The 13,761-nt window shown below is 67.7% G+C and carries 16 protein-coding genes and 1 other RNA gene; 5 read left to right on the top strand and 12 right to left on the bottom strand.

Translation table 11 applies throughout. The annotated features are described in order from the left end of the window. Positions 1–107 precede the first annotated feature (107 nt). Both K344_RS21180 and yihG read left to right on the top strand, forming a co-directional pair. Positions 108–587, top strand: a complete 480-nt coding sequence (locus K344_RS21180) for a protease complex subunit PrcB family protein (protein ID WP_043114281.1) — start codon at positions 108–110, stop codon at positions 585–587. Positions 588–766: 179 nt separating this feature from the next. Further along, on the top strand, positions 767–1,678 hold the full coding sequence (gene yihG / locus K344_RS0110505; RefSeq protein WP_051362116.1) for a 1-acylglycerol-3-phosphate O-acyltransferase, YihG family: 912 nt from the start codon (positions 767–769) through the stop codon (positions 1,676–1,678). A 6-nt stretch (positions 1,679–1,684) separates the two neighbouring features. On the opposite strand, the gene metW is transcribed toward yihG, so the two are convergent. From metW to proC, 4 genes are read right to left on the bottom strand one after another with little or no spacing between them, the layout of a single operon-like run. Further along, positions 1,685–2,296 (bottom strand): methionine biosynthesis protein MetW, encoded by a 612-nt coding sequence (gene metW / locus K344_RS0110500; RefSeq protein ID WP_028080638.1) that lies wholly within the window; start codon positions 2,294–2,296, stop codon positions 1,685–1,687. A 2-nt stretch (positions 2,297–2,298) separates the two neighbouring features. Beyond that, on the bottom strand, positions 2,299–3,465 hold the full coding sequence (gene metX, locus K344_RS0110495) for a homoserine O-succinyltransferase MetX (RefSeq protein WP_028080637.1): 1,167 nt from the start codon (positions 3,463–3,465) through the stop codon (positions 2,299–2,301). Between the two features lie 13 nt (positions 3,466–3,478). Further along, on the bottom strand, positions 3,479–4,036 hold the full coding sequence (locus tag K344_RS0110490; RefSeq protein WP_028080636.1) for a YggT family protein: 558 nt from the start codon (positions 4,034–4,036) through the stop codon (positions 3,479–3,481). Then, on the bottom strand, positions 4,036–4,866 hold the full coding sequence (gene proC, locus K344_RS0110485; protein WP_028080635.1) for a pyrroline-5-carboxylate reductase: 831 nt from the start codon (positions 4,864–4,866) through the stop codon (positions 4,036–4,038). Before proC ends, K344_RS0110490 begins: the two co-directional genes overlap by 1 nt. Before the next feature lie 143 nt (positions 4,867–5,009). Between proC and ilvA the strand changes: the two genes are divergently transcribed. Beyond that, complete coding sequence (gene ilvA, locus K344_RS0110480; RefSeq protein ID WP_028080634.1) at positions 5,010–6,545, top strand: threonine ammonia-lyase, biosynthetic; 1,536 nt, start codon at positions 5,010–5,012, stop codon at positions 6,543–6,545. Between the two features lie 9 nt (positions 6,546–6,554). Here the strand turns inward: ilvA and K344_RS0110475 are convergent, their stop codons facing one another. The 8 genes from K344_RS0110475 to sohB all read right to left on the bottom strand — a co-directional run bounded on the left by K344_RS0110475 (position 6,555) and on the right by sohB (position 11,625). Beyond that, positions 6,555–7,022, bottom strand: coding sequence for an EVE domain-containing protein (locus K344_RS0110475; RefSeq protein WP_028080633.1), 468 nt, complete (start codon positions 7,020–7,022; stop codon positions 6,555–6,557). Next, positions 7,007–7,537, bottom strand: coding sequence for a 5-formyltetrahydrofolate cyclo-ligase (locus K344_RS0110470; protein ID WP_245586189.1), 531 nt, complete (start codon positions 7,535–7,537; stop codon positions 7,007–7,009). The genes K344_RS0110475 and K344_RS0110470 overlap by 16 nt, the downstream gene beginning before the upstream one ends. Positions 7,538–7,583: 46 nt before the next feature. Beyond that, positions 7,584–7,766: non-coding RNA, 6S RNA (ssrS, locus tag K344_RS23505), on the bottom strand. A gap of 44 nt (positions 7,767–7,810) precedes the next feature. Next, positions 7,811–8,131: a cell division protein ZapA gene (locus tag K344_RS0110465; RefSeq protein ID WP_028080631.1), complete on the bottom strand. Its 321-nt coding sequence runs from the start codon at positions 8,129–8,131 to the stop codon at positions 7,811–7,813. Continuing rightward, positions 8,128–8,322 (bottom strand): hypothetical protein, encoded by a 195-nt coding sequence (locus tag K344_RS0110460; protein ID WP_028080630.1) that lies wholly within the window; start codon positions 8,320–8,322, stop codon positions 8,128–8,130. Before K344_RS0110460 ends, K344_RS0110465 begins: the two co-directional genes overlap by 4 nt. A 90-nt stretch (positions 8,323–8,412) precedes the next feature. Then, the gene (locus K344_RS0110455) at positions 8,413–9,831 is read right to left on the bottom strand and encodes a DegQ family serine endoprotease (RefSeq protein WP_028080629.1); all 1,419 of its coding nucleotides are present in this window, start codon (positions 9,829–9,831) and stop codon (positions 8,413–8,415) included. 87 nt (positions 9,832–9,918) lie between these two features. Beyond that, entirely contained in the window at positions 9,919–10,551 is a 633-nt protein-coding gene (locus K344_RS0110450; protein WP_028080628.1) for a YbhB/YbcL family Raf kinase inhibitor-like protein, read from the bottom strand. Between the two features lie 30 nt (positions 10,552–10,581). Beyond that, the gene (gene sohB / locus K344_RS0110445) at positions 10,582–11,625 is read right to left on the bottom strand and encodes a protease SohB (RefSeq protein WP_028080627.1); all 1,044 of its coding nucleotides are present in this window, start codon (positions 11,623–11,625) and stop codon (positions 10,582–10,584) included. 199 nt (positions 11,626–11,824) lie between these two features. On the opposite strand from sohB, the gene K344_RS23040 reads away from it, so the two are divergent. Both K344_RS23040 and K344_RS0110435 read left to right on the top strand, forming a co-directional pair. Next, positions 11,825–13,009: an OmpA family protein gene (locus K344_RS23040; RefSeq protein WP_084197258.1), complete on the top strand. Its 1,185-nt coding sequence runs from the start codon at positions 11,825–11,827 to the stop codon at positions 13,007–13,009. A 190-nt stretch (positions 13,010–13,199) separates the two neighbouring features. After that, on the top strand, positions 13,200–13,688 hold the full coding sequence (locus K344_RS0110435; protein ID WP_028080626.1) for a hypothetical protein: 489 nt from the start codon (positions 13,200–13,202) through the stop codon (positions 13,686–13,688). Positions 13,689–13,761 lie beyond the last annotated feature (73 nt).

The raw sequence follows: 13,761 nt of genomic DNA, 5'->3' as shown, positions 1-13,761 counted from the left end.
GGCTGTGGCCGCGCCATGCAAACCAGTTACCATCGGTGCGCTATCGACACCGAATGCGCCGCGCTCGCGTGGCGCTGGACGAGGGAACGCAGATGAGGCGGATATTGGTGGGGACGCTCGCGGGCGTCGCGGCACTCGCGCTGGGCGGCTGCAGCGCGCTCGGCACGTTGTTCGGACCCGACGCGGTCGTCAAGGTCGCCGAAGTGGCCAATACCGGTCAGTGCGGCGCCGCCAGCGGCGACACGACCGTGCAGATGTTCGCGAACGCCGACGCGGTGCTGGCCTGGCAGGCGACGAGCGGTGTCACGCTGCTCGGCGAGCAGTCGATGCTGCCCGGCGGCTATGCGCTGGTGCAGATGGGCCAGCGCGGCACCGGCGGCTACGGTGTCGTCGTTGCGCCGGAAGCCGAAGTCGACGACGGCGTGCTGCGCCTGCACGCGACCTTCCTGGATCCGCCGCGGGACGCCGTGCTGTCGCAGGCGCTCAGCTCGCCGTGCGCGCTCGTGCGCCTGCCGGTCGGCGACTGGCGCGGCGTCGAGGTGTACGGCCAGAACGGCAGACGGCTCGCCCGCGCCACGCCGCGCTGAGCGCGTCGATACGCGCGAGCCTGGTGCTGTTCGCGGCGCTGCTCGGCCTCGGCAGCGCCGCGCTGCATGCGCCGGGGAGCGGCGCCGAACCCTCTCCGGACGCCATCCCGGGCGACGCGCTTGCGCCGGCGATGGCAGCGGCTAAGCTGTGCGGACAACGACGAAAACATTGAACCGCCATGTTCCAATGGTTGCCGGGGCCGCTGCTGGGCGTGCTCGCATCGCTGCTGCTGGTGCTGAATACCGCGCTGTGGATCGGGCCGGTGTACGCGCTGATCCTCATCAAGCTGCTGACGCCGAAGGGCAGCCGCGCCCGCGACTTCGTCTCGCGCGGCATCGCCTGGTCGGCGCAGCACTGGGCGCTGTTCAACGTCTGGATGACCGACGCGATCATGCGCATCCGCTGGGATATCCGCATGCACACCGTGATCGATCCGCGCGGCCAGTACCTGGTCTGCGCCAATCACCAGACCTGGAACGACATCCTCGTGCTGATCAAGGCCTTCGGCCGGCGCGCGCCATTCTTCAAGTTCTTCCTCAAGCATGAGCTGATCTGGGTGCCGGTGCTCGGGCTCGCGTGGTGGGGGCTCGACTATCCGTTCATGAAACGGCACACCAAGGAACAGATCGCCCGCAATCCGGCGCTGAAGGGGCAGGACATCGAGACCACGCGCCGCGCCTGCGAGGCCTTCCGCCATCAGCCGGCGCTGATCCTCAACTTCCTCGAAGGCACGCGATTCACGCCGGCCAAGCACCAGCGCCAGCAGTCGCCCTACCGGCACTTGCTCAAGCCGAAATCCGGCGGCTTCGCGTTCACGCTTTCGGCGCTCGGCGAGCAGCTGCACTCGCTGCTCGACGTCACCATCGTCTATCCCGACGGCGCCCGCGGCTTCTGGGATTTTCTCTGCGGGCGCACCGGCCGCGTCATCGTCGACGTGCGCCAGCTCGAGGTTCCGCACGAGTTGTTCGAAGGCAGCTACGAGAGCGACGCGGAATTCCGCGCGCGCTTCCACACCTGGATCGCGTCGCTGTGGAGCGCCAAGGATGCGCGCATCGCAGAACTGCTCGCGGAGACGCGCGCCGCGACCTGAATCGCCTCAGGTCGCGAAGCCTTTGATCCTCGGCGCTTCGAGCAGGTACATCGCGACCTCGGTGAAGAGGTTCGGCGCCAGGCGGTGCCCGAGCCCTTCACGGTGCGACTGGTCGAGCAGGCGGCGGTCGATGATCTTCCAGCCGCGCAAGGCGCATAGCGCCTCGAAGTCGTCGACCGTGCACAAGTGGATGTTCGGCGTGTCGTACCAGCGCGCCGGCAGCGCCGGCGTCATCGGCATGCGGCCGCGCGCCAGCGCCAGGCGCACGCGCCAGTGGCCGAAGTTCGGAAAGGTGACGATGCCGTAGCGGCCGACACGCAGGATCTCGGACAGCGCCTCGTCGGGCCGCTGCAGCGCCTGCAGCGCCTGCGTCATCACCACGTAGTCGAAGGAGGCGCTGCCGAAGTCGCGCAGGCCTTCGTCGAGGTCGGCCTGGATGACATTGACGCCGGCTTCGATGCAGCGCGTGACGTTCAGCGGATCGATTTCCAGGCCGTAGCCGCGCACGCCGCGCGTGCCGGCCAGATGCTTGAGCAGCTGGCCATCGCCGCAGCCGAGATCGAGGATGCGCGCGCCGGGCCGGATCCACTCGACGATCGGTTCGAGATCGCGGCGCAGGCTCACGGCCTTGCCTCCAGCTCGTCGGCGGCACGCGACAGATAGCCGCGCAGCACGTCGTGATACTGCGGGATCGGCATCAGGAAGTCGTCGTGGCCGAGCTGCGAGTCGATCAGCGCATATGACACGTCGCGCCCGGCATCGACCAGCGCCTTGACGATCTCGCGCGAGCGCGCCGGCGAGAAGCGCCAGTCGCTCGAGAAGGCGATGACCAGGAAGCGCGCCTGCGCGCGACGGAAGGCCGCGTCGAGGCGGTCGCCGTAGTCGCGGGCCGGGTCGAAGTAGTCCAGCGCCTTAGTCATCAACAGATAGGTGTTGGCGTCGAAGCGATCGACGAAGGCCTGGCCCTGGTGGCGCAGGTAGCTCTCGACCTCGAACTCGACGTCGAAGTTGAAGCTGGGCGTCGGCGCGCGCAGGTCGTTGCCGAACTTGGCGCGCATCGCCGCGTCGGACAGATAGGTGATGTGGCCGATCATGCGCGCCAGCATCAGGCCGCGCGAGGGCAGCACGCCGCGATCGTAGAAGCGGCCGCCGTGGAAATCCGGATCGGAGAGAATTGCCTGGCGGGCGATCTCGTTGAAGGCGATGTTCTGCGCCGACAGCTGCGGCGCCGAGGCGATGACGATGGCGTTGGCGACGCGCTCGGGCAGGTCGATCGCCCATTGCATGACCTGCATGCCGCCGAGCGAGCCGCCGACGATCGCCGCCCAGCGCGCGATGCCGAGGTGGTCGGCGAGCAGGGCCTGCGAACGTACCCAGTCGCGCACGGTGAGCAGCGGGAAGTCCGGGCCGTAGGGCGAGCCGGTTTCCGGATCGACGGTGTTCGGGCCGGTCGAGCCCTTGCAGCCGCCGAGGTTGTTGAGGGCGACGACGTAGAAGCGCTCGGTGTCGATCGGCTTGCCGGGGCCGATGCAGTTGTCCCACCAGCCCGGCTTGCGGTCGTCCGCGGCGTGCAGGCCGGCGGCGTGGTGATCGCCGGACAGCGCGTGGCAGATCAGCACGGCGTTGCTGCGCGCGGTGTTGAGCGTGCCGTAGGTTTCGACCATCAGCTCGTGACGCGGCAGGGTGCGGCCGCAATCGAGCGCCAGCGGCGCATCGATGGCGATGCGCCGGGGCGTGACGATGCCGACCGAACCGGGCGTCAGGCGGGCCGCCGAGGCTGCATTCATCGCGCGCGCGGTTTCAGCGGAAGGCGCCGGGCAGCGGCAGCAGGCGGTTGAGCACCTGCAGGATGAGGATGACGACCAGCGGCGACAGGTCGAGATTCGATACCGGCGGGATGATGCGGCGCATCGGCCGCAGCAGCGGCTCGTTGAGGCTCCACAGGATGTTGCTCGCCGGATTGTTCACGCCGGGTCCGAGCCAGGACATGATGGCGTGGATGAAGATCGTGAAGGTGTAGAGATTCACCGTCACCGCGACCAGCTTGAGCGCCGCGTACCACGTCACCGACAGCGGGTTCAGCGAGAAGCCGAGGATGCCGATGACGACATAGATGTAGAGCACCGCGATCACGCCCAGCATCAGCACGGCCGCGATGTTGATGTTGCGCACGTTCGGCAGATACGGGCGCAGCCAGTCGCTGGGGAAGCGCGTGGCCTTCCAGATCGCCTGCGAGATCGGGTTGTAGAAATCGGCGCGCGACCACTGCAGCAGCACGCGCAGCAGGTAGACCCACATCGCGATGTCGAACAGCGTCGTGACGAGGAACAGCAAGGCGTTGGCGGCATTGGCGCCCATCAGGAAGCATCCTTGGCAAGCAGTTCACCGAGTTCGCGGCCGCGCTCGGCAGCGGCCTGCAGCGCTTCGGCAAGAATGGCACGCAGGCCGGCGTTTTCAAGATGGCGGACGGCCGCCTCGGTGGTGCCGCCCTTCGAGGTGACGTTGGCGCGCAGCTGCACGACGTCGGTGCCGTGCGCGGCGCCGTCCTCGGCCATCTTCGCCGCACCGACGAAGGTCTGCAGCGCCAGCCGTGCGGCGATCTCCGGGGCGAGGCCGAGCTTGACGCCGGCCTCGCGCATCGCCTCGGTGAGCAGGAAGAAATACGCGGGGCCGGAGCCGGACACGGCGGTGACCGCGTCGATCTGAGCCTCGCTGTCGATCCACACGCAGCTGCCGGCGGCACCGAGCACGTATTCGGCGAGGCGGCGCGCGGCCTCGGGCACGGACGGCGCAGCGTAGAGGCCCGAAATGCCGGCGCCGAGCAGGGCCGGGGTGTTCGGCATGGTGCGCACCAGGTGCACGCCGTCGCCGAGCCAGCGCGCGAGCGAGGCGAGCCGGATGCCGGCGGCGATCGACACCACCGTGCAGCCGCGGCGCAAGCCGAGACCCGCGAGGGCCTCGCGCATCTGCTGCGGCTTGACGGCGAGCAGCAGCACGTCGGCGTCGCTGGCCAGGGTCGCCGCCGCGGCGGCGGTGCGCACGCCGAAGGTCCGGTGCAGCCAGTCGGCGCGCTCCGCCAGTGGCTCGGCGACGGCGAGGCGCGCGGCCGGATGGCCGGCCTTGAGCAGGCCGCCGATGAGACTGGCGGCCATGTTGCCGCCGCCGATGAAGACGATGTGCGCTGACATTGGATGCGGGATGGATCGGTGCGGATGCGGGCCGCTGCGCGGCTCGAGGCGAAGTGCGCGGTATCATAGGCGATACCCCGCATCGACACGAAGCCGACGTGAGCACCCGAACCCAAGCCTCCGGCAGCGCGGAAACCCGCAGGCTGCTGGAGCACTATCGCGCCCGCATCGAGAACGCGCGCGTCTACGACGTCGCCGCGGTATCGGCGCTCGAGGACGCGCCCAAGCTCTCGCAGCGCACCGGCAACCGCGTGCTGCTCAAGCGCGAGGACCAGCAGTCGGTCTACTCGTTCAAGCTGCGCGGGGCCTACAACAAGATCGTCAAGCTGTCGGCGGACCAGCGCGCGCGTGGCGTGGTCACCGCCTCGGCCGGCAATCATGCGCAGGGAGTGGCGCTGGCCGCGCGCCAGCTGGGCATCGCCGCGCACATCGTCATGCCACGCACGACGCCGGCGCTGAAAGTCGAGACGGTGCGTGCGCTGGGCGGCAAGGCCATCCTGCATGGCGATGCCTACGACGACGCGCGCGAGCACGCGGAACAGCTGGTGCGTGAGAAGGGCTGGACCATGGTCCATCCCTACGACGATCCCGAGGTGATCGCCGGCCAGGGGACGATCGGCCGCGAGCTCCTGCAGCAGTGCGGCAGCCTCGATGCGACCCTCCATGCCGTGTTCGTGCCGGTCGGTGGTGGCGGCCTGCTGGCCGGCGTCGCGGCGGCGATCAAGGCGGTGAATCCGAAGATCAAGGTCATCGCCGTCGAACCCGACGACTCGAACTGCTTCGCCGCCGCGCTCGCCGCCGGGCGCCGCGTCGTGCTGCCGCAGGTCGGCCTGTTCGCCGATGGCGTCGCCGTGCGCCAGATCGGCGAGGAAACCTTTCGCGTCGCCCGGCATCTGGTCGACGGCACCGTGCTGGTCAGCGTCGACGAGATCTGCGCGGCGACGCGCGACGTTTTCTACGACCGGCGCGCGCTGCCGGAGCCGGCCGGCGCGCTGGCCGTCGCCGGCCTGAAGCGCTGGGTGCACGAACATGGCGTGGCCGGCAAGACGCTGGCCGCGATCATTTCCGGGGCCAACGTCAATTTCGATCGCCTGCGCCACATCGCCGAACGCGCCGAGCTGGGCGACGACGCCGAGGCGCTGCTGGCGGTGACGCTGCCGGAGAAGCCGGGCGCCTATCGCGCCTTCGTGCGCCATCTCGGCCGCCGCCCCGTCACCGAGTTCAACTACCGCTATGCCGCGGGCGGCAAGGCGCACGTCTTCGTCGGCCTCAGGCTCGCCGGCGGTCATGAGGAATCCGGAGCGCTGATCGCCAATCTGCGCGAGCATGGCTACGCGGTGCTCGACATGCGCGGCGACGAGATGGCCAAGGACCACGTGCGCTTCATGGTCGGCGGACGCGCGCCGGGGCTGGCCAACGAGCGCCTGTTCCGCTTCGAATTCCCCGAGCGGCCGGGCGCGCTCGCCGATTTCCTGCAGGCGATCGGCGGACGCTGGAACATCTCGCTGTTCCACTACCGCAATCACGGCGCCGCCAACGGCCGCGTCCTGTGCGGCCTGCAGATTCCGAAGCGGGAATGGGTCGAGGCGCGACGCGCCTTCGATGAACTCGGCTACGAATACGCGGAAGAGACCGACAACCCGGCCTACCAGCTGTTCCTCGGCACCGCCGACGCCTGAAGCGCGCGCTTAGGTTGCTTCGAGCTTGAGGATGGCGTTCCAGTGCGCCGGCTTGACCGGCGTCACCGACAGTCGCGTGCCGCGCTGCAGGATGATCAGGCCATCGAGCTGCTTCTCGTGCTCGCGCAGCATCGTCAGGGTGATCGGTTTCTTGAGCTTGCGCTCGAACTTCACGTCGACCAGCAGCCAGCGCGGGTCCTCGCGCGTCGACTTGGGATCGTAGTAGTCCGATTTCGGATCGAACTGGGTCGGATCGGGATACGCCGCGCTGACGACCTTCATCAGGCCGTAGATGCCGGGCAGCTCGCAGCTCGAGTGATAGAAGAAGGCCTCGTCGCCGGGTTTGAACTGGTCGCGGAACATGTTGCGCACCTGGTAGTTGCGCACGCCGTTCCAGGGTTCGGTCTGCTTCGGACGCGCCGCGAGATCGTCGATCGAGAAGGCATCGGGCTCGGACTTCATCAACCAGTAGGCCATAGGGTCCCTTTTTCGGTGATGACCGCATCGAGCTTCACGTCCCAGGGCTCGCGCGGAATCTGTTCGACTTGCTGGATCGCGTAAGCGTAGCCGAGATAACGCGGACGCGGCGTGCTGCGCGGCCGCGCCAGCCAGCGATCGTAGTAGCCGCCGCCGGTGCCGAGCCGGTTGCCATGCATGTCGAAGCCGAGCAGGGGCAGCACGATGGCATCGAACTCCCGGCGCCAGGCCCGCGCGCCGCGCCGCGCCGGTTCGGCGATGCCGTAGCGGTTGCGGCGCAGCGGCGTGCCGGCGCGCAGCCATTCGAAGTGCATGGCGCCGGGGCCGGTGATGCGCGGCACCGCGACACGCAGCGCATGCGCCTGCAGGAGAGCGAGCAGCGCTCGCGTCGGCAGTTCGCTGCCGTACTCGAGATAGACGGCGACGCGGCGCGCGCGCAGCGCGAGCAGCAGGCGCAGGGCCTGCTGTGCCGCCTGTGCCGATGCGCGCGCCTTGCGGGCACCGGAAACGCACAGGCGCCGCGCGCGAAGTTCGCGGCGCAGCGCCTGCTTGAGGAAATAGGTGTCTCCCGCCTGTGCCGTCATCGGTCATCGACCTTGAGACGTAGTCTCAAGTGGGCACCTCGCCATGCCTTCGGGCTTCCCACTGCGTGGTGGGCCTGCACGCCCGGCGTGGTTACGGCTCCCGGGGTTTTGCAAATAGGCTCAAGGGTACCAAACCGATTCGCGAACACTGCAGGAGACACGGCCACAGAATATCACGCGAAGCGCATGCGCTCGTACCGCTCGTCACTCCAGAGACATCGTCGAGTCGATGTCGAGCGCGAGCTGACGCAGGCGCTGCACCGTCGCCGGGTCCGGCTGCGCGACGCCTTCGACGCCCTTGAGTTCGAGCAACTCGCGCGCGATGTTGAGCGCCGCCATCACGGCGATGCGCTCGGCGCCGAGCGCCTTGCCGCGCTTGCGGATGCTGGTCATGCGCTCGTTGAGATAATCGGCCGACTTGATCAGCGCCTCGTGCTCGTCGGGCGGGCAGGCGACCGCATACTCCTTGCCCATGATGCGCACGGTGATGCTGAGCGGTTCGCTCGCGTCCTTGTTGGCGGTCATGATTCCTGCTCCGATTCGAGCGAGCGCACACGCTCGACGATGCCTTCGATGCGCCGGCGCAGCTCGGCGTTCAGCGCCAGGGCGCGATCGCGTTCCTGGATGGCTCGCTTCTGTTCGAGGCGCGCCTGCCGATAGGCCGCCATGAGGCGTTGCACGCGGTCCTCGAGCTGTTGCAGTTCGGCTTCGATCATTGCTTCGGAAAAACAAAGGGCGGCAGCCTCAGTATAAGGCCGCCGCCCGTCCGGCGTGGCGCTGCCGGCGTCTGTCGCGCTATGCGCCGCTTACTGCAGGAGCAGGAACAAGGCGCCCGGTCCGCGACGCAGCTGCAGCAGCAGCTGGCCCTTGCCGGAAATCAGCTTGTTGAAGTCCTCCATGGTCGTCACCGGCTGGCGGTTGACGGCAATGATGACGTCGTTCGGACGCAGGCCCGCCTTGGCGGCCGCCGAGTTCGGCTGCACGGACTTCACGACGATGCCGCTGTCGATGTCGTCGTCGCGCATGCTGTCGTCGACCGGGGCGAAGGTGGCGCCGGCGAGGCGCGGCGAGACGTCCTTGGTGACCGTCATCGCCTGCTGCGTATCCTTGCCGACCGTCACCGTGACGTTCTTCAGCTTGCCGTCGCGATAGAGCTTGAAATCGACCTTCTCGCCGACGCGCATCAGGCCGACGATGCTGCGCAGCTGCGCGAAGTCGGTGATGTCCTTGCCGTTGGCGGCGACCACGAGGTCGCCGGCCTTGAGGCCCGCCTTTTCGGCCGGCGAGCCCGGCACCACGCGACCGATCAGCGCGCCGCGGCTGCTCGGCAGATTGAGCGCCTTGGCGAGCTCCGGCGTCACTTCCTGGCCGCCGACGACGCCGATGCGGCCGCGCTCGACCGAGCCATGGTCGATCAGCTGCGCCATGATCGTCTTGACCAGGTTGACGGGAATGGCGAAGCCGATGCCGACGTTGCCGCCGGACTGCGAGAAGATCATCGACGGCACGCCGACCAGTTCACCCTTGAGGTTGACGAGCGCGCCGCCAGAGTTGCCGGGGTTGATCGAGGCGTCGGTCTGGATGAAATCGCCGTAGCCGTCGCTGATGCCGGTGCGGCCGAGCGCCGAAACGATGCCGCTGGTGACGGTCTGCCGCAGGTTGTAAGGCGAGCCGACGGCGACCACGAAATCGCCGACCTGCAGCGCATCGGAATTGCCGAGCGGCAGGGCGGTCAGCTTGTCGGCCTTGATCTGCAGCACGGCGATGTCGGTGCCGTCGTCGCGGCCGATCAGCTTGGCCTCGAACTCGCGATCGTCATTGAGGCGGACCTTGATCTCCTTGGCGTCCTTGACGACGTGATTGTTGGTGATCACGTAGCCCTTGCCGGCGTCGATGATCACGCCCGAGCCGACCGACTGGAACTCGCGCTCCTGCGGCTGGTCGGGCACGTCGAAGAAACGGCGGAAGAACGGGTCTTCCATCAGCGGATTGCGGACTTCGACCTCGCCGGTCACCGAGATATTGACCACGGCCGGCAGCACTGGCTTGATCATCGGCGCCAGCGACGGCACGCCGCCGACGACGGGCAGCTGCTGCTGCTGCGGCGTGACCGGGATGTCGGCGTGCGCGCTCGGCGGCGCCGAGGAAATCATGAAAGCGGCGCCGAGGATGGACGCCGAAACCGCGAGCGGAGCAATGAGCTTGACGGCGAATTCTTTGGACATCGGGAATCAATCTCGGGGTCAGGCTGCGGATGGGCAGCGGCGTGTAGACCGCCGCCGGTGGCAATAGTTTCCGATTATGGTCGCGCTTCAGCGCAGGCCAATGGCCGGGTTGAGGCTGTAACGGCCGACCAGGGCGGCGCGCGCCAGCACGTGACCGTCGATGGCCTGACGCAGCTCGGCCAGGGTGAAGCCGGGTTGCAGGGCCAGCGTCGCGACGTCCAGCGCCAGCACCTCGAAAGTGTAGCGATGCACGATGGCGTCGTTCCACGGCGGACATGGCCCGTCGTAGCCCAGGTAGCGGCCTTCCATCGCGGCGTCGCCCTTGAACCAGCCGGTGTAGTCGTTGAGGCCCTGGACGGCGCCCTGCGGGCCGGCCGGCGCGGTCTTTCCGTGCGCGACGATGCCCTGGCTGCAAGCACCTTCGGCGATTTCGTTGACGCCGGGCGCAATGTTCGCCATCAGCCAGTGCACGAATTCGGCGCGCGGCAGGCTGGCCGGCACGACGCGGCCCTGCCGATTGACGTTGTCCGGCCGGGTCGGCGCGTCGGCGTCGATGCAGGTCAGTACATAGCTCTGCGTCGCCGCCGGCGCACCGCTCCAGCGCAAATGCGGATTGCGGTTCTCCGACATGCGGACATGCCCGAACGGCGCCTGCACGGCGAAGGCGCAGCGCCCGGGGATGCGTCCGCTGCGCGACAGGCTGCGGCTCGTCAGTTTCATGGAGTGCCTCCGGTACGATTGGGGGAAGGATCAATGCCAGCGCGGCAACGTCGTTTCCTCGACGCTGCGGCGCAGACCGATGCCGAGACGCACCAGGCCTTCCGAAAGGCGCTGCGCCAGCGGCTGGCGGCGGCGGAACTGCAGGCTGTACAAGTCGGCGTCCTTGACGCGCGACAGCAGGTAATCGTCGCTGGTCTGCAGCGCGTCGACCAGCCGCAGGTCGAGGGCCTGCGTGCCGAACCAGTGCTCGCCGGTGGCGACGCGGTCGATGTCGAGCTGCGGGCGGAATTCGACGATGAAGCGCTTGAACAGGCGGTGCGTCTCTTCGATTTCGGCGCGGAACTTCTCGCGACCCGCTTCGCTGTTCTCGCCGAACAGGGTCAGGGTGCGCTTGTGATCGCCCGCCGTATGCAGCTCGTAATCGACGTCGAAACGCTTGAGCAGGCGGTTGAAATTGGGCAGCTGGCCGACCACGCCGATCGAGCCGACGATCGCGAACGGCGCGGCGAGGATGCGATCGGCGACGCAGGCCATCATATAGCCGCCGCTGGCCGCGACCTTGTCGACGGCGACCGTGAGGCGCACGCCGGCGTGCCGCAATCGGGCAAGCTGAGAGGCGGCGAGGCCGTAGCCGTGCACCATGCCGCCCTCGCTGTCGAGGCGCAGCACCACTTCGTCGCGTCCGGCTTCGGCCACCTGCAGCACGGCACTGACTTCCTCGCGCAGGGACTCGACCGCCGAGGCCTGCAGATCGCCGCGAAATTGCAGTGTATAGACCCGCGGCCGCGCTTCGCGCTGGCCGTCCTTGTCGCGTTTCGCCCGCAGCTTGGCATCGGTTTTGCGCTGCTTATGCAGATGCTTGAGCGCGGTTCCGTCGAGGATTTCCTCACGAATGGCGTCGGCGAGGCCCTCGTAGCGACGATTCAGGCTGCGGATGTCGAGCCGCTCCGGTCCGGCCTCGCTGCGTGCGCTGCGCAGCAGGGTGATCAGGAAAACGCTGACCAGGACGATCGCTGTGATCCAGGTCACGGCCTTGGCGAGGAACAGGCCGTAGGCGGTAAGGAATTCGCTCATTTCTGTTTTTGTTCGCGCAACTCGCTGGAAAAGTTCCAGTTTGCGCGGCAGAATGGACGTTCGAGGTGTTGCTGGCAAGTCGGGGTTGGACAGGGCTGTCCCCGGCATTTCGCTGCAGTGCAAAAACTGCTGCGTATAATGACTGCCGCAGCACACGCTTTCTGTCTGTCTGGACAACAAGAGGTTGGGAGATTCGGCGATGAAAAAAATGCACCGTGCCGGACTTGCGTTCCTGCTTGCCGCTTGCGCCATGCCGGTTCTGGCGCAGGAAGCCGAGCAGGAAATGCGGCCGTACATTGATGGCGGTTACACGTACACTTTCGAGGACAGCGACCGCAACTCCTCGAACGGCAATGGTTCGTTCCTCGGCTTCGGCGCCGCGATCAACCAGTACTGGGGCTGGGAAGTCCAGGGCTCCTGGGACAAGTTCAAGAGCGACGGTGCCAGCGATCCGAACAGCTGGCGCCAGTACGGCCTGAAGCTGGACGGCCTGTTCTTCTACTCGCGCAATCCGAAATTCTCGCCCTACGCCAGCATCGGCGTCGGCGGCATGTACAACAAGCTGAAGAATCCCCCGGTCGGGTTCGGCGACGATACGTCGACCGATCCGTTCGTCGATGCCGGCTTCGGCTTCTTCAAGTACTTCAAGTCCTCGTTCTTCGACGACAGCCTCGGCATGCGCCTCGATGCGCGCTACCGCTGGATCGACACCGATTTCAAGGGCTACGGCAGCTTCGGCGAGCCGGTCATCAAGCTGAGCCTCGTTTCGGCGATCGGCAGCAAGCCGGTCAAGCCGGTGGCCGAAATCAAGGATTCGGATGGCGACGGCGTGCCGGATGATGCCGATCTCTGCCCGGGTACGCCGAAGGGCGTGAAGGTCGATGCCAAGGGCTGCCCGGTCGATTCCGACGGCGACGGCGTGCCGGACGGCCTCGACCAGTGCCCGGGTACGCCGCCTGGCGTCGCGGTCGACGACAAGGGCTGCCCGACGACGCTCGGTTCCGGCCGCTTCAAGATCACCGGTTCGGGCGCGGATCTGCGCTTCGAGGACGTGCACTTCGAGTTCGACAAGTCCGATCTCTCGGATTATGCGAAGGAAATGCTCGATGACGCGGCCAATGTCATCAATCAGGTCGCGCAGAAGTATCCGGCGCTGAAGGTCGACGTGTCGGGCCACACCGACTCGACGGGCACCGACGGCTACAACCAGGGCCTGTCGGAGCGCCGCGCCAACGCCGTCAAGCAGTATCTGCTGGGCAAGGGCGTCGAGCCGGGCCGTCTCAACACCTACGCCTACGGCGAGTCGAAGCCGGTCGCGACCAACGACACCGAAGAAGGTCGTGCGCAGAACCGCCGTGCCGAGACGCGCACCCGCGGCGAATAAGCGACACGCTGTCTGATGGTGAAACCCTCCGCTGCGCGAGCAGCGGAGGGTTTTCTTTTTCATCGACGAGGCCGTTGCTCGGCTGGCGACTTTTTCCGACACACGACATTGACGTCGGCTGCCCTATAGTCGCGCCACGCCGCGGCCGGCAGATGCCGGCATGGCGTTTCGATCATTCAAGGAGATTTCCATGAAAACCCGTTATTCCGCGATTGCGGTGTTCGTCATCGGTGCCGGGCTGAGCGCGCCGGTCCTCGCTGCCGGCGTCGAAGCCGGCGTCAAGGTCGACGCGTCGGTGCCGCCGGCCGCCGCGCAGGCCGATGCCGACGCGAACGCCAATTCCGCCATGCAGGGCATGCACGACATGCACGACATGGGACAGCACGCGGCGCACGACGCCGCGGCGAAGGTCGAGGCGGGCGTCGGCACGGCGAAGGACGCCGCGGTCGGTGCGGGACAGAAGGCGGGTGAAGCCGCCAAGGCCGGCGCGCAGAAAGTCGGTGCCGGCGCCAAGAAGGCCGGTCACAAGGCCAAGGAAGCGGGCAAGTCGGCGGTGAATGCCGCCGGATCGACGCTCGGCGCGGTGGGCGGCGCCGTCGGCGGTGCGGTTCAGGGCACGGCCGATGCGGCGAACGGTGGCCTCAGCGTCGAGGCCGGCGCGAAGGTCGGCAAGCAGTAAGGCGCCGGTTCGCCGTCGAGCAGAAGGCCCTCCGCGCGGAGGGCCTTCTTGTTTGCGGCGCGGCCGAGGCTGG

Source organism: Solimonas soli DSM 21787 (genome assembly GCF_000474945.1).
Taxonomy (GTDB): domain Bacteria; phylum Pseudomonadota; class Gammaproteobacteria; order Nevskiales; family Nevskiaceae; genus Solimonas; species Solimonas soli.
This window is presented reverse-complemented; position numbering and strand designations above follow the sequence as displayed.